Consider the following 18440-nt stretch of genomic DNA (forward strand, 5'->3'; position numbering starts at 1 on the left):
CGGCGCCCGGCAGAGTTGCTATTTCTTGATCGACATCTGGAAGAAGCGAACGAGTCCGTCCGGGTACGAGGTGTACCCCTGAACCTCGGACCGCGCGGCCAGCACGATGTTGTATTCGTAGAGGTACGCCCAGGGTGCCTGCGTGGTGATGATCTGCTGCGCCTGCGCATAGAGCGCGTTCCGGGTGGCCTGATCCGGCTCATTGGCGGCCTTCTGCCAGAGCGCGTCGACCTCGGGGTTGCTGTAGTTCATGTAGTTGCTGGAGCCCTTGGAGGTCATCAGCAGGCCTAGGTGGTAGCCGGGGTCGTTGACGAAGGAGGTCCAGCGGCTGATGTACGCCTGGACCTTCTTGCCGGACAGAGCCTCGAGGAACTGCGGGCGGGCCATGGACTTGATGTTCATGGTGACACCGATCTTGGCCAGTTCGGCCTGGATCAGCACTGCGTCGTCCTTCCAGTCGTCAAAGCCACCACCGAGGGTGAAATCAAAGGTGAAGCCGTTCGGCAGACCTGCCTCCTTGAGCAGGGACTTCGCCTTGTCCAGATTGTAGGAATAGGTGTTTCCGGCTGCGGTGAAGCCAGGCGTGGAGCTCGCCACCGCGGACTTCATCGGGCTGGCCTGCCCCTGCATGACGTCGTTGATCAGCTTGTCGTAAGGGATCGCATAGTTGATCGCCTGGCGGACCTTTTCGTTGTCGAAAGGCGCCACCTGGTTGTTCATCGCGAAGAAGAGGATCTTGTTGCTGGCCCGGGAATCGATGCTGATGCCAGCCACCGTCTTGAGCGTGTTGACGTCCTTGGCCGGTGCGTCCATCGCCACGTCCACCTGACCCTGCTTGAGCAGCTGCTCGCGATTGGAGGCATCGGCGATGAACTTCATGTCCACCTTGGCCAGCGCGGGCTTGTCTCCCCAGTAAGCGTCGTTGCGGGAGAGGGAGGCCGCCGTCGCCGGGTCCCAGCTGTCGATCTTGTACGGGCCGGAGCCTGCGACGTTCTTGCCCAACCAGGCGGAACCACCGTTCTTGTTCGCCTGATCCATGTCGACGATCGAGAAGGAGTACATCGGCAGGATCTGCAGGAACAGATGGTTCGCTGCCGTCAGGGTGATCACGACGGTGCTCGGGTCCTGAGCCGTCACTGAGCCGATGCCGGCCATCTGGTACAGGAAGCTGGCCGACTTGGAGGCCTTGATGTGGTCGAAGCTCGCCACCACATCGGCGGAGGTCAGGGCCTTGCCGTTCTGGAACTTCACGTCATCGCGCAGGTGGAAGGTGAACTTCGTGTGATCGCTCGACTCGTCCCAGCTCCTGGCCAGCATCGGAACGATCTGGTCCGTCTTCGCGGTCTGCTTGCCGTTAACGTCCTGGCGGCCGTAGGTGACCAGCTGGTCGTAGGCGGAGACGACGAAGGTATCCGAGGTCGCGTCGTTGGCCTCCGCCGGGTCCAGCGTGTTGCCGCCATCGGAATAGGCGACGACCATGCGGTCCTTGGCGGCTGCGGAGCCGCCCGAGTTCGCATTATTGGCGCTGCTGACACAGCCGGTCAGGAGGAGAGCGGTACTGACCAGTACCGCCGTCCCCAGATATTTGATGTTCACAGATAGCTCCGTTCTGAGGTGCTGTTGTTGAGGGAGTGCGGGGTTCTGAGGTTTGGGGGTTCTGAGGTTTAGAGGCTGCGGCGAAGGCGGGGATCCAGAACGTCCCGGAGGCTGTCACCGAGCAGATTGAAGCCCAGGATCGAGGTGGCGATCGCGAGACCGGAGAAGGTGGTCATCCACCATTCCCCGCTGATGATGTACCCACGGCCATCCGAGATCATGACGCCCCATTCCGCAGTGGGCGGCTGGGCTCCCAGGCCGATAAAGCTCAGCGAGGCTGCGGTCAGGATGGCGTAGCCCAGGCCCAGCGTGGTGCGCACCAGAATGGGCGCCATGGCGTTGGGGACCACATGCCGGGCCAGAATCTGCAGATTGGTCAGGCCAATCGACCGGCCAGCCTCCACGAAGTCCCGCTCGCGCAGTGACTGGGTCTGGCTGAACATGATCCGGGCGAATTCGGGGATGCCGACCACACCGACGGCGATCATGGCGCTGAACATCCCCGGGCCCAGCGAAGCTGCAATGGCCATGGCCAGCACCAGCGAGGGGAAGGCCAGCATGACGTCCATGACGCGCATGATGATGTTGCCGGTGCGGCCGCCGAAGAATCCGGCAATGCCACCGAGCGGCACACCGATCAGAATCGAGATCCCGACGGCGATCAGCCCCATCCAGAGCGAGGCCTGGCCACCGACGAAGACGCGGGTCAGAATGTCCCGGCCATAGTTGTCTGTGCCGAACCAGTGCTCCCCGCTCGGGGGTTTCAGCAGCGGGCCCACCGCTGTCTGATCGGCACCGTAGGGGCTGATCAGCGGGACGATGAAACTGCCGAGGGTCCAGAACAGAACAAAGGCGAGGCCGATCACCGAGAGCTTGTTCCGCAACAACAAGCGCAGCACTCCCTGTCGGTGGCCGCGGGAATCGCCGGGTTGGGGCGCTGCGCCGTCGGACGTTGGGCCGTCGGGAGCGTTAAGCGTGATCTCAGACATTTTTGACTCTCGGATCCAGCCAGCCGTTGACGATGTCGACCAGCAGATTGATCACCAGATAGACGATGGCGGCCAGCAGGGTGAACGCCTGAACCGGCGCGTAATCGGTGGCCAGGATGGATTGGGTGACATAGGAGCCGACGCCGGGCCAGGTGAAGATGGTCTCGGTGATGACCGCACCACCCAGCAGCTGGCCGAACTGCAGGCCGACGATGGTCGCAGTGACCGGGGCGGCATTCTTGAGTGCGTGCTTGCCGATCACGATGATCCGCGGCAGGCCTTTGGCGGTGGCTGTCCGGATGTAGTCCTGGGCGATCACTTCGAGCATGGCGGAGCGGGTCATCCGGGCGATGATCGCCGTCGGCCCCAGTGCCAGCACCAGCGCGGGCAGGATCAGGTGCTGTACCGAGGAGGTCAGGGCGGCCATATCCCCGCTGAGCAGACTGTCCAGCACGTAGAGACCGGTGATGTGGGTGGGCGGATTCAGATTGTCTGAGATCCGGCCCAGCGGCGCAGGCGCCCAGTGCAGTTGGCCGAAGAACAGGAAGATCGCCAGCAGACCCACCCAGAACACCGGCATCGAGGCGCCCAGCAGGGAGAGCACTCGGCTCAGATGGTCCACCCAACGGTCGCGCTGGGTGGCGCTGAGGATGCCCAGTGGGATGCCGATCAGCAGCGCAACGATGAGCGCGGAGAGCCCCAGCTCGATGGTCGCCGGGAAGCGGCTGGCCAGATCGTCGACGACGCGCTGGCCTGTGTGCCAGGCAAAACCCAGATCCCCGCGGAAGAGGTCTCCGACATACCGGAAGAACTGGATATACAGGGGCTGATCCAGGCCCATGCTTCTGCGGATTCCGTCGATCACACTCTGTGGTGCCTGTTCCCCGGCGAAGGTCCGCGCGGGATCCCCCGGAAGCACCCTGGTGATCAGGAACATGCAGACAATGACGCCAAGGAGCGCTGGGATCATGGCCAGCAGCCGCCGTGCGATGGTGTTCATGTCGTTCCTGCCTTGCAATGATGCACGGGCAACGGGTGCCCGGCTGTGAGGTTCATCCCATTGCACAGTGATGGCATTCTCTAAGCAATCGATTCCCATTATTTGGGAGGTCTTTTCGCATTTTGGGACTATATTTCACAAACTTGAAACATCGGGAGATCGGAAGACCCTATGCTCTTCACATGACCGTCGTTGGACAGAACCCCTCAGGGCATGGCTCCTTGTCCCCTCTTCAGACCGTGGACCGAGCCTTGGGAATCCTGCTCTCCTACAACGAATTCCGTACAGACTGGGGCGTTCTGGAGCTGGCAGAAGCCCAGGGGCTCACCAAATCCTCCGCGCAGCGGCTGTTGGCCTCGCTCGCCGCCCAGGGCTTTCTGCGTGCAGATCCCTGGACCCGGCGGTACAGCCTGGGCCCGGCCATGTGGCGGATGGCGTCATTGTGGGAGCGAACGGGAGGGTTGGCCCGGCTGGCGGATACCGTTCTGACCCCACTGTCCGAGGAGACAGCGCGGACCACCACCTTTTCGGTGCCCGATGGCGCTTACGTGCGCTGCATTGCCGCGGTGGATGGGGTTCAGGGGCCGATCCGGGCCCATCCGCTGATTGGAGATCTCTACCCGGCCCATGCCGGTGCCACCTCACGCTCGTACTTTGCCTTCCTGAACCCGGCGGAGCGGCGGAATCTCCTGCACGGGCGCCCGTTTGCCCGTTATTCGGAGCGGACCGAGGTCGACGAGCAACGACTTGAGGATTTGTACAACAGCACCATCACCGAGGGTTTCGCCGAGTCCGAGGGGGAATACGATGCCACCACCCGCGCCATTGCCGCTCCGGTGCTGCTGGGCCACCGGCCGGTGGGCTCCCTGTCAATTGTGGAGAGCAAAATCGGGGCGGCCAATGCAAGCCTCCGCGACTATCTGCCCCAACTGCTGGCCGCAGCCCAGCAACTCTCTGATCTGCTCTCAAACCGCACCGCACCCCCGCAGCGCAACTGGCGCCAGGGGAAGGGAAACCGGACATGAGACGCTGATTCCAGCCGCCATCCGCCGTCCCCGCCCATCCGATCGAAAGCCACAGAGCCATGACCACCCTTGACCTGCTCCTCTTCTCCAACTCCACCAATGCTGGCCGCGGCTATCTGGAACATGCCCAGGAGGAGGTCGCCGACTTCCTCGCTGGTGTGAACGAGCTTCTCTTCGTCCCGTTCGCCCTGCAGGATCATGAGGCCTACACCACCAAGGTCGGGGCGGCGCTCGCATCGTTGGGAGTGCGCGTCATCGGCCTTCATTCCTCTGCCGATCCTGCCGCTGCCGTCGCCTCCGCCGAGGCTGTGTTCGTGGGTGGTGGAAACACCTTCCGCCTGGTCTCGACGCTTCAGCGCACCGGGCTTCTCGGCCAGATCCGAGCCGCCGCACAGTCGGGGATCAGGTACATGGGCGCGAGCGCGGGGACGAATATCGCCGCTCCGACCATCCGGACCACCAATGACATGCCGATTGTGGAGCCGCCCAGCTTCGAGGCACTCGGACTGGTCCCGTTCCAGATCAACCCGCACTACCTGGATGCCGTTCCGGGCAGCACCCATGCGGGCGAGACCCGGGAAATGCGGCTGACCGAGTTCCTCGAGGAGAACGATGTCGCCGTCCTGGGCCTGCGCGAGGGCAGCCACCTGCGAGTCACCGGCACGCCCGGCGAACCGTCGTTGAAAGCGCGGCTGGGCGGCGAGGCCGTGACGGCCGGTAGGGCACCAGGCATCACCTTCCGACGCGGGTATGCCCCCGAAGAGACCTCAGGCGAGGTGACCGGGCTCTGGGATCTCGGCGCCCGGTATGACGACAGCCAGTCCTGAGCTGATTCAGCCGTTGGGCCTGCTGGGCATGCTCTGCAGCGCCCATTTATTACCATCCGGATCAGCGAAATAGACGAAGCTCCCCCAGTCCAAGACCTCGATGTCGCTGACCTCCACACCGTTGGCCTTCAGCTGGTCATAGGCCACCTGGATGTCGCTGACCACCATCTGCAGGCTGGGCGCTGTCCCTGCCGGAGCATCGTTGAGCCCCTCCCCGATGCAGATGGAGCAGGCTGAACCCGGTGGGGTCAACTGAACAAAGCGGATGGCCTCGTTGGGCCGTTCATCGTAGTCGGCATTGAAGCCCACCTGGTTGACGTAAAAGTCCTTGGCGCGGTCCACATCGGAGACAGGGACAAACACCAGTTCAAGTTTCCAGTCCATGGCCCCACGCTAGACCCCGCAGCAGAATTGCAACAGTGCCTGCGGTCAGCTTTCTTCTGGCGGCGGATAGTGTCAAGGTTTTAAGCACTTACTGAGCACAAAGCAGAGCAAAACCCCTGGAAATCAGGGATTCACCCACGATGCCGGCCAGTAAGTGCTTAATACCTTGACGTCACCTTCAGACCGAGTCAGGCGCCGAAGGTCATCTCACAGAATCCCTTTGCCTCGCCTGATTCCAGGCTGCCCACAGGACCTGATTCCAGCCTGCCCTCTGGGTCAGCCACCAGCCGCAGCCGGTACACCACCTCGCCCCACACATCGCTCAGCCGGGCGTCATCGAGCGTGATCTGCTCCCAGCTGGAGACCCAGCCGGGACTGACCCGCAGCGTCGTCCCGCCCAGCCTCAGGCCGCCATCGGCCAACCGCTCCGGACGATGGGCCACCATGAGCATCAACTCCGCCGGGATGACCCCGCTGGTCCAACAGTCCCGTACTCGGATGCAGCGCTGGGCCCGGTCCAGGGAGACCCGCCGCTGCCAGGATTCCAGCCCATGGATCCTGGGGTAGGCCTGTTCCAGATGCAGCTCAAGTCCGGTCTCCTCCGGCAAAAGGTTCGTGGCACCGTCGGATGCACTGAGGCCAAAGGCTACGCACTCCGTGGCTCGGTACTCTGCCCCGGCGGCTTGTTCCTGGCCATCGATCAGCGGCACATTGTGGAAGCCACTGCGCATGGTCCAGATGTCGTAACGCCGGGCGCCATCGAAAGTTTCCTTCCGGTACGTACCGACGCCGACGTCAATCACCACGGGCTTGCCATCGTGGAACACCAGAAAGTTCCCGGCGTCATTGTGGTTATGGCTGACGCCGTTGTGCCCACCTTTCACGGCGAGATAGAGGCCTTCGCTGCTTCCCGCCCGTTCCCGGGCGCAGAGCACCTCGGTATGCGGCAGGTAGATGGTCGCTGGATAGGGCATCCCCTCAGCAGGCCCGGGATCAGTCTGCGCCTCGGCGCTGAACCAGCGTTCATCGAGAACCTCTGAGGCCACCCGATGGAAGGTATTCCCCACCGGCCGCGGAACCGTCCAGCGCAAGGGATCGCTCTGCCCGGTCAGCCTCGCCATGGCCCGGGCATGCTGGGCCGCGTCCCGGTTGCCCACCGCTTCGGCATAGCGATAGGCGGTATGCCACCGCACTCCCCGATCGGAGAGCGCCGAGGCGTCGCCAAAGTTGACCTGCCAACGGTCATGAATCTGCATGGCGGAGGGAAATCCGGACATGGCTGGCACCGGCGAACGATGGAGAGCCTCGGTGGAGCCTTCGGTGATTGCCCCGATGAATTCCAGCGCTTCAAACAGCGTTGCTGCTGCCCACCACCAGTAGGTGGCGCCCTCTTCGCAGCTGCCGTCCTCGCCATACCCAGCACAGAAGTTATCCAGAATGGGCAGAGCGCGATCCACCACAGCTCTCTGTTCTGCGGGCTCCGCCGTTGTGAGCGCGCAGGCCAGCGTATTGGCGGTAATCCATGGCGCCCAGTTATTGGGTGGCTGCTCCTGGGAGCCGAACCACCAATGGTCCCGTTCCAGAAACGGGCGAAGCACGCGCTGCTCAATCTCGCGACCGATCCTCCGATGCAGGGTCGGGTACCTTTGCTGCAACTCTCCGCGAAGGAGATGCCGGGTCCAGGCAAGTTGGGCACCCAGGAAGGCAGCGCTGAGGTCCAGACCGGGGTGCAGCGGGTCCGGCAGTTCCGGCTCACGACCCTCGACCGGGTCCACCAGGGCTGCATAGTGCGCGGGCAGACACCAGCTGCTCAGCTCGCACAAGGACCAGGCATCATCTGCCGCACGCTCCACCCAGAGCGCACGGTCCTCCTCCCCCTGCGCCAGACAGGCCACCAGCGTTGCGGTGGCCAGCCGATCCTCCAGGAGGGTGAGCTTGGTTTCGTAGACAACACGGTCACCGAGCGTGCGGTACCGCATCCAGTCAGAGGCCGTAGGCGCCCCTGCCTCTGCGCCGTGCAGATCCTCCGCCGCGCGAAGGACCGTTGCCCTGACCGCTTCCGGGACCCTGCCCCAGTCGGCGGCGCCCCAGGGCGGAAGCAAAGCTCGCGCGTGTTTTCCTGGCATACAACGAACCTTTCAGATGGCTGGAGTCCGGGAGTTGCTGGCTCCGTAGTGGCGCCCTCGCCGCTTGACTCACCACCCTATGTCCGCTTTAGTTCAGATGAATTGGTTCAAACGGCACTTGAACAAATTCGAACGATCCGGCTGGCCGAGAGGAGAACCCAGAGTGCTTCCCGAGGAGCGCCAGGAACTGATCCTGGCCGAACTTGCACTGCACGGTTCGCTGCAGGTCGCCCCCTTTGCCGAGAAAATCGGCACCTCGGGGATGACGATCCGCCGCGATCTGGCGGCACTCGCCGTGAGAGGTGCCCTGGATCGGGTTCACGGCGGTGCCATTGCGCGGAGCCACAACAGCCAGGGGGCACAGAGCAGTCCATGGGCACAGAGCAGTCCATGGGTGACCGACAGCTCGCGGACCACCAGTGGGCCGAACGGAGGCCGGCAGCTGCCCACCGCGACCGTCGGCGTCATCGTGCCCTCCGCGCACTACTACTTTCCCGGCATCATCCGCGGTATGGAATCAGCGGCACATAAGGCGGGGGTCCGGCTGGTCCTGGCAGTTTCCAGCTACTCCTCCAGCACCGAATGCCACCAGATTGAACGTCTGCTTGCCAATCGGGTCGATGGCTTGCTGGTCACGCCCAGCGCCGAGTCGCTGGAGGGTCAGGACTCGTTGAAGCTTCTGGCGGCGTGCCCGGTGCCGGTCGTGGTGGTGGAGCGCTCCGTGGATGAGGTGCTGGATGTGGCTCATCGCCTGGAAGCGGTGGCCAGCGATCACGCCCGCGGCGCCGAGATCGCAGTGAACCACCTCGCGGCACTGGGCCATCAACGCATTGCGCTGTTCACCCGGGAGGACAGTCCCACGGCGGCTGCGCTGGTTCAGGGCTATCGCCGGGCCGTCCTGCGCACCTGGCAACAGGTGGAGGAGGATCTGATACGGGTGGTCCACCGTCCGGGTCCGGACGCCGGAGCACGCCATGAGACGATTCAGCATCTCGTGCAACTCTGCGTAGTCCAGGGAGTCACAGCGGCAATTGTGCACAATGACGAAGATGCCGTCGCCTTCGCCGATGCAGCCCAGGAGTACGGTCTCAACGTCCCGGACGATCTGTCGATCGTTGCCTACGACGACGAGATCGCGGCCCTGGCCAATGTCCCACTGACCGCTATTGGGCCGCCGAAATTCGACGTCGGGCACCAGGCGCTCATGATGTGTATGCATCGGATTCAGACGTCGCGGGAAGCAACCCGCTCGCGGCACCCCGCCCTGCAACGAGTCCGCTACTCCCCTGTTCTGACGGTCAGAGAGTCGACGGCTCCCTGGGCCAGGCGCCAGGCGTAAAATTCACAGATGCCATCCCCCCTCCACCTGTTCTGAGGAATGCCGCATTGACCAGTCCAGACCCAACTCCACGCACGGCCGCCACAGTGGATGGTCTGCTACGCCAGAAACTCGCGTCCGGCGAATGGCAGCTGGGGGCAAAGATCCCCAATGAGATGACTCTGGCAGCGGAGTTCGGGGTCCGTAAAAGCGTCATTCGGGATGCCGTCCGGGACCTGGTGCATGTGGGCCTTCTGGAAGCGCGCCCGGGCCGCGGGACGTTCGTAGCAGCCTTCAGCGAACTCGACCTTGCCCTGCAACGGCGGGTCACCCCAGAGCAGATCATCGTAGCGTTCGAAGCCAGGGAGGCTCTGGAGATCCAGGCCGTGCGGCTGGCAGCGCACCGTCTGACTGACCAACAACTGGCTGGGATCAGAGAGATCCTTGCCGCCCGGGGCCAGGCGAGGATGCTGGCGGAGCTGACTAGCCTCGACATCCAATTTCACCGGGCGATCGTAGCTGCCACAGCCAATGATCTCCTGATGGAGATGTACCTCGGTCTGGATATTCAACGCGTCTTCAACTTCAGCAGCATCACCACCTTCGCCCCGGAGGAAACGCTGCAACACGACCATGAGCTGGTTGTGGACGCGCTTGCTCGCCATGATCCAGAGCTCGCAGCACGGCTGGTGCGCACCATGCTGGCCGAAGCCCTGAGCAAAACCCTAGGCTAGTGGAATGCCTCCGCCATGGGCCACGGGTTGCACCGACCCCCGGTATCAGCGCGAAGCCTGAAGAAGATTCCTCAGCCCACGGGCAGCCCGATCCGTTCATGCTCCAGACTGCTGCGAAGTACGGCTAGAGCTCGCCCTGCGGTGGTGATCTGCTCGCTGCTGAAAGTGGCTGACAACAGTTCGTCGATGTAGCCGGAGAAGGTCCTCTCCGCGCGCGCGACGAGCTCTGCCCCGGTGCTTGTCAGGCTGACCAGCGACGAACGACCGTCGGCGGGGTTCGGGTCTCGAACGACCCAGCCTCGGGCTTCGAGGCGGTCGACGCCTTTGCTGATCGCACCAACCCCCGCGGCGAAGTACGTTGCGGTATCAGCGACGCGGGACCGGGGGTGATCGCGGAAGTAGCGAAGGAACTCAAACTGCGAGGCGCCGAGGCCATGCTCGACCCGGAGCCTCTCGCCCACCGCGTTGTACAGACGTGTCTCACACCGCACCAGGTCGTCGAAGAAGGCGTTGAGCACAGGATTTGGTTCATTAGTTGCCACGGCATAGAGTCTACCAATGCATGCCGCGGCATGCACCTATCGAGCAGCGAATGACCTCCCATGAGTAGACAACAGCGCCGAGCACTTGATGAACGACTTCGGAGCGCACCGCAAACGTCCGGCCCTGCCCCCGTTGAGCAGATGCGGCGAGGCTTTGCGCACTTCATGAGCACGTTTCCTATCCCGACGAGCGTGACGCGCACACCCATAACGTTGGCCGGGCGTCCTACAGTCCTGGTCGAACCCGCTACAGATGCCCGCCCGGGAACGATCCTGTACTTCCACGGCGGCTCCTTCTCCTTGGGCTCTCCCGAAACAGCGATGGCACTCACCGGGCACCTGGTGGAACGCACCAACATTCGAGCGCTTTCGCTCGACTACCGCCTTGCTCCTGAGAACCCGTTTCCAGCGGGCCTCGACGATTGCCTCGCCGCCTACCGTAGCCTTCTCGACGATGGCATCGACGCGGGCTCGGTTGTGTTCGCAGGCGACTCCGCTGGCGGAGGACTCGCCATCACCACGACTCTGGCGGCACGAGACGCCGGACTTCCGATGCCTGCGGGAATCGTCGCGTTCTCGCCGGGATTGGATCACACGCGTGCGGGTACGTCGATGATGACGAAGGAAGGCATCGATCCGCTGTTCACCGGAGCCGGAATGATTCGCACCGGAGACCTTTACCTGAACGGCCAGGACCCGGCGCAACCCTTCCTGGCACCGGCCGTCCTTGCCGACCTCGCCGGGTTTCCGCCCATCCTGCTGCAGGTCGGCACGAACGAGTTGCTGCTCGATGACTCGGTTCGTCTCGCCAATCGGGCGCGGGATGCGAACGTCGACGTGATCCTGGACGTCGTCGCCGACGTGCCGCATGTTTTCCCGGCATTCGTCGGTCAGATCGATGAGGCCGACGACGCAATCGATCGGGCGGCACTCTTCATCTCGCAACGGCTCCGCACTCAATAGTCACCATCAAACCTTCACAGAACACCGCCGAAAAGCGCCAAACTCCACCGGGCCGCGGATGCATAGCGTGGAACCTGACTGCGCCCATCACTTGCTTTCGGCGTGGCCGATCGGATCCGCGCTGTCACTGAATGCGCTGCGGGCTGCGGGCCAGCTGTTCTCGTCAACGTGCAGAGCAGTGCGAAGGTAGGCGGTGCTCATCCGCTGGATGACCGCGACCCGTTCCGGGTTTTCGTCGGTGGTCTCGGCGACTTCGTATCCGACAATCCCACCGAGTGCGTGCTCGGCGCCGTAGAAGGTGAGGAGGTCGGTGGCACCGGGGCTGTGGGTGTAGGCATCGGTAAACCAGTCAGGTCCACGGCTGGACATCTTGGACTGATCGTGGTCACCGGCGACAACCAGGGTCGGCGTGGTCAGTTCTTGGAATGAGGGGCGCATGAAGGGGAAGTTTGCCTGCGCGAACGAATGTAGGTCCTCGCCGCCAAGGCCGGTCGCGGCGAACAAAATGCCCGCTGTGACCCGACTGTCGGACATGCTCTCACCGACGTGGCCGGCATCATCAAAGATCCGTGCCCCAAGGAGTGACTGGGCAGTTTGCCCACCCCAGGAGTGGCCGGTGGCGGCAATCCTGTTGCGGTCGATGCGGCCGGCAAGTCCTGGGACTGCGGCCTCGATGGTGTCGAGTTGGTCAATGATGCGCGTGAGATCCATGATCCGTTCCGTCCAGATCATCGGGAAGACCGGGTGATCAAACCCGAACCCATTCCGGCGAGAGTCCAGGTGGGTGGGCTGGATGACGACGAACCCGTGGGAGGCCCAGTACGCCGTGAGCGGCGCGTACCCGTCGAGATTCCATCCGTTGCCGTGGGAGAACACCACGACGGGGAGGTTGGCGCCGGCCGCGGGAGCTGACACGCGCACTGAGGTGTGTCAAGGATGTGAGACAGGTGGTTAGTTTCGTTTTGGTCAGGCAGCCGCGGTTTGCGGCTGGATTTTGGTCTTGAAGTTGGCCATCGCAGTTGCTGGCGGCAGGCCGTTATTGTGGCTGTGGGGCCGCCAACGGTTGTAGAACACCTCGATATACCGCAAGGTCGCCCGCCTCGCGTCCTGCCGGGTGGTGAAGCTGTGGTGGTGGTAAAACTCGTTCTTCAGCGAGGAGAACAGTGATTCGGCCACGGCGTTGTCCCAACACACACCGGTAGCGCCCATGGATTGCCGGATCTTGTTCCCTGCGCACCAGACCCCCATTTCCCGCGAGGTGTACTGGGCGCCGCGGTCACTGTGGAAGATCGTCGGCGTGGCAGCTGCAGCATCTATCGCCGTCATCAACACCGTGGCCCAGATAGCAGGCCTTGGCCTGCCGCCGGTCCTAGGCGCAATCAAGGACAGCACCGGCAACTACAACGGCGGCTTGCTCCTCATCGCTGCAGCTCTCATCCTTGGCGGCGTACTGGGATACCTGATCACCCGCAATCACCGATCGCACAACCAGCCCACCGTCCAGGTGAAGCAAGACGGGCCGGAGTCGCCCGGCCAGCCAGCCCGGGAGGAGCTCTCCAAGCGATAACCCCGGCGATGGCGCAGGATCAACACCTGTGGTGGTCCGCCGACTCCGTCCCAGTTCGTCATCAAGGACGCCGTTTGCTCGTTGTGCTCATCTCGACTCGCTCGTGAGTTCTCCCGTTCGCTCACTCATCACGGTTCTTCGGCGGCCGATCGGTTTCCAGTCAGTCGTGGGCAGCAACCGCACCGGCGGACGTCGGCCGCAAGGCGGTGCCGGCATACGGCGTGAGGACCGCGAGGGCTGCGGTGATTACTGCTGCGCCCAGCCACAACGGGACACCATCCCAAACCCGCAAGGTCGCGGCGATCACCAGCGGTGCGAGGGTTGTGGCGATCCCCCAGCTCACCCCGAAAACGGCAAGGTAACGACCCGCGGCTCCCGGTGGTGCCAGCCTCGACGCCTGCGCATACAGATGACTCATCAGCAACACTTCCGCGATGGCACCGAGCACTCCGAACCCGAGGACCGCCACCACATTGCTGGCCAGCGCAAGGACGCCCAATGCCGCCGCAAGCACGCCGAATCCCACTGTCATCGCTACGAATCCGTCTCGGCGATTGAGCCATGCCACGTGCAGTAGAGGCTGGGCCAGAACAGCGACCACCGCAGACACCGCTGTGTTCACTCCGATCACCCACAACCCGATGTGCCGGTCAACCACTGTCAGGGGCAGGCCGAAGACCGTGATCATATAGATCAGCGTGAACACGGTGGTCAGCGCGAAGATGGTCATCAAACGACGATCCCGCCAAGGTTTTGCCAGCGACGCCTTCCTCCTGTGGGCGTCTGGCAGGAATCCCCGGATCACCGCAGCGCAGGCCAGGCACGAAGCGGCATCGATGACGAACAGCACACGCAGATCCCAGCCGGCCACCACTGCTGCCACTCCGCCGGCGACAACTGCGGCGACAGTCATCGACACGAAGAGCAACCCGAACAACGCGGGCCGCGTGCGATCGTCGCTCTCCTGCGCGATCAGCGCCTGTGTCGGTGGCTCGATGAGCTCGTACGACAGACCCAGCCCGACCGCACCGAGGACCGCGAACACGGTCGAATGTGCGCCAGCGAGGATCAATTGTGTTGCGGCACAACCGATCAAGCCGATCAGGATCGTATGGCGCGCGCCGATCTGGTCCAGCAACCAGCCACCGGCAAGACGCGACGGGATAGTCGCCAGGCCGAAGGCGGCAACGATAATTCCGGCCACGCGGACCGACTCGTGCAACTCCTGGGTGAGCAGTACCGCGAGAAACGCCATCGAGAACCCCCCGACCCGGTTGACCATCCGGGCGATCAGCAGCGCCTTTGCGCCCCGACTCAGGCGCACCCAAGCGGCCAACGGGTGTGCTCTGGAGTAACTGTCGTCTATGCTTTCATCAGTCATGGAAGTTAACAGTAGGGCGACAGGAGTAACTGGTCAAATGCGTTTTGACAGTCACATTGGACGATTGCTCACCGCTGCTGCGCGGTTGGTCAACTCGCTCACGCCCGGCATGGACGGCGGCCTCGAGGTCACCCCACCCAAGGGAGCTGCCCTCCGAGAAGTGATCGGAGAGGCCCTCACCTTCGACCGTCCACCGGCTGTCAGCATGGCCGCGGCAACTCTCATCGCCGGCGTTGTTCCCGACATACGGTCAGTGTTCGAAGCAGCGGCTGCCGGAGACATTACCCAGGCGGCACGACGCACTAACGCCCTGCTCCGCGAGTCAAGTGCCCGGCCCCGGCTGAACCCCGACCCGGACGGCACGTGGCATCTGCACTTCCACGGCCCGAGCGACGCTTTCGGACCGGGCTGGGTAGCCGGCCTGGCGGCCGGACTCACCATGGCACTCGGCGTCGATGAGATCGGCAGGCTCGGCGTCTGCGCCGCCGACCGCTGCGACCGGGTGTATGTCGATAGTTCCCGCAACGGCACCCGGCAGTTCTGCTCCACCCGCTGCCAGAACCGCACCAAGGCCGCGGCGCACCGCGCACGCAAGGTACCCAGCGCCCCAAGCCGGTCAGGTAAGGACACCTAGCGCGGCCCCTCATTCTGAAGGTGAGAATTCTGAACGCTGAGATCCGACGTATTCCGAAGGCCCTACCCACACTGCACTAGCCAGAGGACTCACGTGCAGCGGGCTCTGGACGGTCCGCGGAGGCGATCAACGTGACTGTCTGTTGTGAACTTGTGTGCAATGGATAAAGCCAATGCTCCTGAAGGCATACCGGGACGCTACTTCATCGGGCGCCCCACTCCCCCCGCCAAGCATCTGGTGCACAGACCCGGCGATCGGGGGCACGCAGCTTAGTGGGCTAGGTCACCGGATCTCATGGTCTGGGTGCTCCGCGTCGTAGGTCTCTCTGGCATCGGCGATTCCGCTACGGTGTTCCAGCGACCAGTCGGCAAGTGCTTTCACCAGATGCGTGAGGCTTGCTCCAGTCTCGGTGAGTCGGTAGTCGACCTGGGCGGGAACAGTCGGATAGACGGTGCGCAGTACCAGGCCGTCGCGCTCAAGCCGCCGCACAGTGAGGGTCAGCATCCTCTGGGAGATGCCATCGATGGCGCGCTGTAACTTACGAAAACGGCGGGTGCCGTTGGCGAGTTCAACGATGACCAGGACCGACCACTTATCGCCCACCCGGTCCAGAACATCGCGGATCCCGCAATCGGGATGCTCCGGCTGGCCACACGGGTCCAGCTCGGCCACGAACGGGGTTACTTCGGTGTGCGTCACTGACATGAAACTGCCTTCTTGTGGGCTGTGGCTGCTCTTGCCATGCTCTCAGTGTAGTTACTGAAGAGAACCACGTAGGAGGATGCACACCGATGATCATGGTGACTGGAGCGAACGGGCAGCTGGCCTCAATGACACTGGCAGAGCTGAACAAAAGAGGTGTCCCGGCGATTGGCGCGAGTCGCACGCCGACCGGCGACCAGCGGCGCCTCGATTTCGACGAACCCGCAAGCCTGGACCTGACCGACATCTCGACCCTGGTGCTGGTTTCTGCCGGTTATGCCGAAGATGACCAGGTGATCTCGCGCCATCGGGCGGTCCTGAATGCCGCGGTCCGGGACGGTGTGGAGCACGTGGTTTATACGAGCCTGACGGGCGCCGGGGACCATCTCGGCTTCGCACTCGCACACAGGGCCACCGAGAAGATGATCAGGGCCAGCGGCCTGTCATGGACGATTCTCCGCAACGGGCTCTACGCGGAGCTTTTTGGCGCACTGCTCATCTGGACACCGGACGGCCTGGAGTCGGCATTCGGCGACGGGGCACTGGCCGCAGTGGCGCGGGTCGATCTGGCAGAAGCGACCGCGATCGTCGCCAGCGCACCCGAGGCGCACGCCGGGAAAATCTACGAACTGGTCGGCCAGAAAGCCCTCACCGCCGCCGATGTCGCCCAGCGGCTGGGCCTCGCTCACCACACCATCGACCTCAGCGAGTACCGGGAACGACTGCTGGCAGACAGCACCCTGCTACCATTCCAGCCACCCATGCTCGCCTCAATCGCCTCCAGCGTCCGTCACGGCTTCCTCGGAGCGACCAGCCCCGACCTCGAACAACTCCTCGGCCACCCAGCCACCGACCCACTCACAGTTGCCGCAAAGACCACAGCAGCACTACACCTGTAACCACGGACCCACAGAGGACAACCGGAACCGACTCGAGGCACATCACCCAAAGTCTTCCTCGCAACACGGCTGGCATGCGCCATGCTGGCGGGGGCTCGTTCCAAAACCCTGGGTGAACGTTGCGAGCTCAACATCCCGACATATTTGCTAGGCAAATCAGTTCATATGTCCTACAATTGATGGTGTCACGACATCCAACTCTCGTCCCCCCGAGAATGTCGGTGACCCCTCCGAGGTGGCGGTGGTTCGCGCTATGTGACCTGGTACGAATCACCGCCACCTTTCCATAGCCAGGATCAGCGCTTCAGAAAATGCGTGCTGCGATCCTGGCCGCAGCCTGCGGCCAGCCCATAGAAATCGCTGCCACCAGTTCCCGGCAGACAAAGCGATACCACGCCTCATCGACGCCAAAGCTCAGATTCGCCTCCGGGAGCTCCCCCGAGGCCGCCATCAGCTGGTCATAGACGCGCAGTAGGGTGGCATTTCCGGAGGCGACGATGACGCTCCTGGCGAACAACCAACCATCCGGCAGACGCCTTCTCCCAGCCGCGGCATCGTCAACAACCTGCCGAAGCTCCCTCACCTCGCTCTCGGCTGCCCGATTTGCTGCCAGACCCGCACCCTGAACAAACAGCGCATCGCGAGCCTCCAGTACCGCGCGATGCGCGGCAGGGATCTCATCCGCGGACGATGCCGCCACCATGGACGTCTGAGCAGCGGCCAGGCCGATCAGGAGCTGGCCACTGAAGGAACACGACACCAGCGCGCCCCGCTCAGACAGGCCATTCAGCACCCGACGGATGCCCACCAGATCAGGGAAGTCAAACAGCTCGGCCAGCTCCTGATCCTCTGGCAGCAGTTCCCCCTGGCCCCAAATCCCGGCCTCCAGCCAGAAACTAAGTCGCTTCTCAAATTCTTCCGAGGAACCAGCGGAATCCTCTACCAAGCGCAGTGAACACACGGCTCAAGTGTACGACATTTGGCATTCTGGCAATCGCTGCTTGTTACGTGACGCAACGCCTCAGACCATCCTCCGAGGAGCTGGTTCAGGCCTGCGAGGCCGACTCCTGATGAGCCTTTTCCGACAGCCGCTTCACGGCCAGCGCAGCCGCCTCAGGATCCCGCTGCTTCAGCGCCTCCACAATGGCCCGATGCTCCTCACCCAGGAACATCGGATCATCCAGCCGGTGATAATTCTTGCGATCATTCAACACGCTGGGCTTGAGACCACGATGAAGTTCGGTAATCAGAGGATTGGCCGATGCCGCCACGAAGGCCTGGTGAAACCGCACGTCTGCGTGCAGCCTCTCGTCCACGTCCTGGGCATCCCGTCGCAGGTCCAGAAGCTTCTCCAGCTCGTCGATCTGCTCCTCTGTGGCACGTTCGGCAGCCAACCTGGCGCCCTGTACCTCAAGAGCTTCCCGCACTTCAAAAATCTCCGTGACGCATTTTTCGCTCCCGGCAGCCCGTCTGCCCAGGATCGCTTCCAATTCGCTGGTAGAACGCACGTAAGTACCATCGCCCGGCCTGGATTCCAGCAGTCCCAGATGTACCAGGCCCCGCAACGCCTCGCGGACCGTATTTCTGCTCGCGCCAAAAGCCTTGACCAGCTCATGTTCACCAGGAACTTTGGTCCCTACCGGCCAACTGCCATCCTCAATCCGCCCACGCAATTGTGCCCCTATCTGAACAGACAGAGGAATGTTGCGGACAGTAGGCTCAAGTTGGTGCACCCCCTAAGAGTAAGTCATTT

The 18440-nt window shown here is 63.2% G+C and carries 19 protein-coding genes and 1 pseudogene; 8 read left to right on the forward strand and 12 right to left on the reverse strand.

The window, feature by feature from the left end; all coding sequences use genetic code 11:
• Positions 1-18: 18 nt before the first annotated feature.
• The 3 genes from QQM37_RS09185 to QQM37_RS09195 all read right to left on the reverse strand — a co-directional run bounded on the left by QQM37_RS09185 (position 19) and on the right by QQM37_RS09195 (position 3585).
• On the reverse strand, positions 19-1596 hold the full coding sequence (locus QQM37_RS09185) for an ABC transporter substrate-binding protein (protein ID WP_285726769.1): 1578 nt from the start codon (positions 1594-1596) through the stop codon (positions 19-21).
• Between the two features lie 68 nt (positions 1597-1664).
• Positions 1665-2585, reverse strand: a complete 921-nt coding sequence (locus QQM37_RS09190; RefSeq protein ID WP_285726771.1) for an ABC transporter permease — start codon at positions 2583-2585, stop codon at positions 1665-1667.
• Positions 2578-3585, reverse strand: a complete 1008-nt coding sequence (locus QQM37_RS09195) for an ABC transporter permease (RefSeq protein WP_285726773.1) — start codon at positions 3583-3585, stop codon at positions 2578-2580. Before QQM37_RS09195 ends, QQM37_RS09190 begins: the two co-directional genes overlap by 8 nt.
• A gap of 182 nt (positions 3586-3767) precedes the next feature.
• Here QQM37_RS09195 and QQM37_RS09200 point away from each other — a divergent pair, with 182 nt between their 5' ends.
• Positions 3768-4610 carry an IclR family transcriptional regulator gene (locus tag QQM37_RS09200; protein ID WP_285726775.1) on the forward strand — a complete coding sequence of 281 codons (843 nt, stop codon included), beginning with the start codon at positions 3768-3770 and terminating at the stop codon, positions 4608-4610.
• A 59-nt stretch (positions 4611-4669) separates the two neighbouring features.
• Entirely contained in the window at positions 4670-5437 is a 768-nt protein-coding gene (gene pepE, locus QQM37_RS09205) for a dipeptidase PepE (protein ID WP_285726777.1), read from the forward strand.
• A 6-nt stretch (positions 5438-5443) separates the two neighbouring features.
• Here the strand turns inward: pepE and QQM37_RS09210 are convergent, their stop codons facing one another.
• Complete coding sequence (locus QQM37_RS09210; protein ID WP_285726779.1) at positions 5444-5821, reverse strand: VOC family protein; 378 nt, start codon at positions 5819-5821, stop codon at positions 5444-5446.
• A 188-nt stretch (positions 5822-6009) separates the two neighbouring features.
• Positions 6010-7947: a heparinase II/III domain-containing protein gene (locus QQM37_RS09215; protein ID WP_285726781.1), complete on the reverse strand. Its 1938-nt coding sequence runs from the start codon at positions 7945-7947 to the stop codon at positions 6010-6012.
• Between the two features lie 163 nt (positions 7948-8110).
• Here QQM37_RS09215 and QQM37_RS09220 point away from each other — a divergent pair, with 163 nt between their 5' ends.
• Together QQM37_RS09220 and QQM37_RS09225 are read left to right on the forward strand one after the other, a co-directional pair.
• The gene (locus QQM37_RS09220) at positions 8111-9286 is read left to right on the forward strand and encodes a substrate-binding domain-containing protein (RefSeq protein ID WP_285726782.1); all 1176 of its coding nucleotides are present in this window, start codon (positions 8111-8113) and stop codon (positions 9284-9286) included.
• Positions 9287-9333: 47 nt separating this feature from the next.
• Positions 9334-9999, forward strand: a complete 666-nt coding sequence (locus QQM37_RS09225) for a FadR/GntR family transcriptional regulator (RefSeq protein ID WP_285726784.1) — start codon at positions 9334-9336, stop codon at positions 9997-9999.
• Positions 10000-10070: 71 nt separating this feature from the next.
• Here the strand turns inward: QQM37_RS09225 and QQM37_RS09230 are convergent, their stop codons facing one another.
• On the reverse strand, positions 10071-10541 hold the full coding sequence (locus QQM37_RS09230) for a MarR family winged helix-turn-helix transcriptional regulator (protein WP_285726786.1): 471 nt from the start codon (positions 10539-10541) through the stop codon (positions 10071-10073).
• A gap of 165 nt (positions 10542-10706) precedes the next feature.
• Between QQM37_RS09230 and QQM37_RS09235 the strand changes: the two genes are divergently transcribed.
• Entirely contained in the window at positions 10707-11504 is a 798-nt protein-coding gene (locus QQM37_RS09235; protein WP_285726788.1) for an alpha/beta hydrolase, read from the forward strand.
• Between the two features lie 87 nt (positions 11505-11591).
• Here QQM37_RS09235 and QQM37_RS09240 read toward each other — a convergent pair whose 3' ends face one another.
• Both QQM37_RS09240 and QQM37_RS09245 read right to left on the reverse strand, forming a co-directional pair.
• A complete protein-coding gene (locus QQM37_RS09240) occupies positions 11592-12419 on the reverse strand; it encodes an alpha/beta hydrolase family protein (protein WP_285726790.1) in 828 nt (275 codons plus the stop codon).
• A gap of 51 nt (positions 12420-12470) precedes the next feature.
• Positions 12471-12797, reverse strand: a pseudogene (locus QQM37_RS09245) (integrase core domain-containing protein); the annotation flags it as partial.
• On the opposite strand from QQM37_RS09245, the gene QQM37_RS09250 reads away from it, so the two are divergent.
• Entirely contained in the window at positions 12712-13071 is a 360-nt protein-coding gene (locus QQM37_RS09250) for a hypothetical protein (protein WP_285726834.1), read from the forward strand. The pseudogene QQM37_RS09245 and the gene QQM37_RS09250 overlap by 86 nt on opposite strands.
• Positions 13072-13231: 160 nt before the next feature.
• Here the strand turns inward: QQM37_RS09250 and QQM37_RS09255 are convergent, their stop codons facing one another.
• Entirely contained in the window at positions 13232-14452 is a 1221-nt protein-coding gene (locus tag QQM37_RS09255) for an MFS transporter (RefSeq protein ID WP_285726792.1), read from the reverse strand.
• Positions 14453-14489: 37 nt separating this feature from the next.
• Between QQM37_RS09255 and QQM37_RS09260 the strand changes: the two genes are divergently transcribed.
• A complete protein-coding gene (locus tag QQM37_RS09260; RefSeq protein WP_285726794.1) occupies positions 14490-15086 on the forward strand; it encodes a CGNR zinc finger domain-containing protein in 597 nt (198 codons plus the stop codon).
• A gap of 282 nt (positions 15087-15368) precedes the next feature.
• Here the strand turns inward: QQM37_RS09260 and QQM37_RS09265 are convergent, their stop codons facing one another.
• Positions 15369-15791 (reverse strand): winged helix-turn-helix transcriptional regulator, encoded by a 423-nt coding sequence (locus QQM37_RS09265; RefSeq protein ID WP_285726796.1) that lies wholly within the window; start codon positions 15789-15791, stop codon positions 15369-15371.
• Between the two features lie 86 nt (positions 15792-15877).
• Between QQM37_RS09265 and QQM37_RS09270 the strand changes: the two genes are divergently transcribed.
• The gene (locus QQM37_RS09270; RefSeq protein WP_285726798.1) at positions 15878-16687 is read left to right on the forward strand and encodes an NAD(P)H-binding protein; all 810 of its coding nucleotides are present in this window, start codon (positions 15878-15880) and stop codon (positions 16685-16687) included.
• A 304-nt stretch (positions 16688-16991) separates the two neighbouring features.
• Here the strand turns inward: QQM37_RS09270 and QQM37_RS09275 are convergent, their stop codons facing one another.
• Positions 16992-17648 (reverse strand): FCD domain-containing protein, encoded by a 657-nt coding sequence (locus QQM37_RS09275; protein ID WP_285726800.1) that lies wholly within the window; start codon positions 17646-17648, stop codon positions 16992-16994.
• An 85-nt stretch (positions 17649-17733) separates the two neighbouring features.
• The gene (locus QQM37_RS09280) at positions 17734-18420 is read right to left on the reverse strand and encodes a FadR/GntR family transcriptional regulator (RefSeq protein WP_285726801.1); all 687 of its coding nucleotides are present in this window, start codon (positions 18418-18420) and stop codon (positions 17734-17736) included.
• Between the last annotated feature and the right edge of the window lie 20 nt (positions 18421-18440).

This window comes from Psychromicrobium xiongbiense, from assembly GCF_030271165.1.
GTDB lineage: Bacteria > Actinomycetota > Actinomycetes > Actinomycetales > Micrococcaceae > Renibacterium > Renibacterium xiongbiense.

Excerpts from the sequence above, each read along its gene's own strand:
- QQM37_RS09190 (WP_285726771.1), bottom strand. The coding sequence starts at position 2,585 with ATGTCTGAGATCACGCTTAACGCTCCCGACGGCCCAACGTCCGACGGC.
- QQM37_RS09195 (WP_285726773.1), bottom strand. The coding sequence starts at position 3,585 with ATGAACACCATCGCACGGCGGCTGCTGGCCATGATCCCAGCGCTCCTT.
- QQM37_RS09260 (WP_285726794.1), top strand. The coding sequence starts at position 14,490 with ATGCGTTTTGACAGTCACATTGGACGATTGCTCACCGCTGCTGCGCGG.
- QQM37_RS09210 (WP_285726779.1), bottom strand. The coding sequence starts at position 5,821 with ATGGACTGGAAACTTGAACTGGTGTTTGTCCCTGTCTCCGATGTGGAC.
- QQM37_RS09265 (WP_285726796.1), bottom strand. The coding sequence starts at position 15,791 with ATGTCAGTGACGCACACCGAAGTAACCCCGTTCGTGGCCGAGCTGGAC.
- QQM37_RS09250 (WP_285726834.1), top strand. The coding sequence starts at position 12,712 with ATGGATTGCCGGATCTTGTTCCCTGCGCACCAGACCCCCATTTCCCGC.
- QQM37_RS09255 (WP_285726792.1), bottom strand. The coding sequence starts at position 14,452 with ATGACTGATGAAAGCATAGACGACAGTTACTCCAGAGCACACCCGTTG.
- QQM37_RS09270 (WP_285726798.1), top strand. The coding sequence starts at position 15,878 with ATGATCATGGTGACTGGAGCGAACGGGCAGCTGGCCTCAATGACACTG.
- QQM37_RS09215 (WP_285726781.1), bottom strand. The coding sequence starts at position 7,947 with ATGCCAGGAAAACACGCGCGAGCTTTGCTTCCGCCCTGGGGCGCCGCC.
- QQM37_RS09200 (WP_285726775.1), top strand. The coding sequence starts at position 3,768 with ATGACCGTCGTTGGACAGAACCCCTCAGGGCATGGCTCCTTGTCCCCT.
- QQM37_RS09235 (WP_285726788.1), top strand. The coding sequence starts at position 10,707 with ATGAGCACGTTTCCTATCCCGACGAGCGTGACGCGCACACCCATAACG.
- pepE (WP_285726777.1), top strand. The coding sequence starts at position 4,670 with ATGACCACCCTTGACCTGCTCCTCTTCTCCAACTCCACCAATGCTGGC.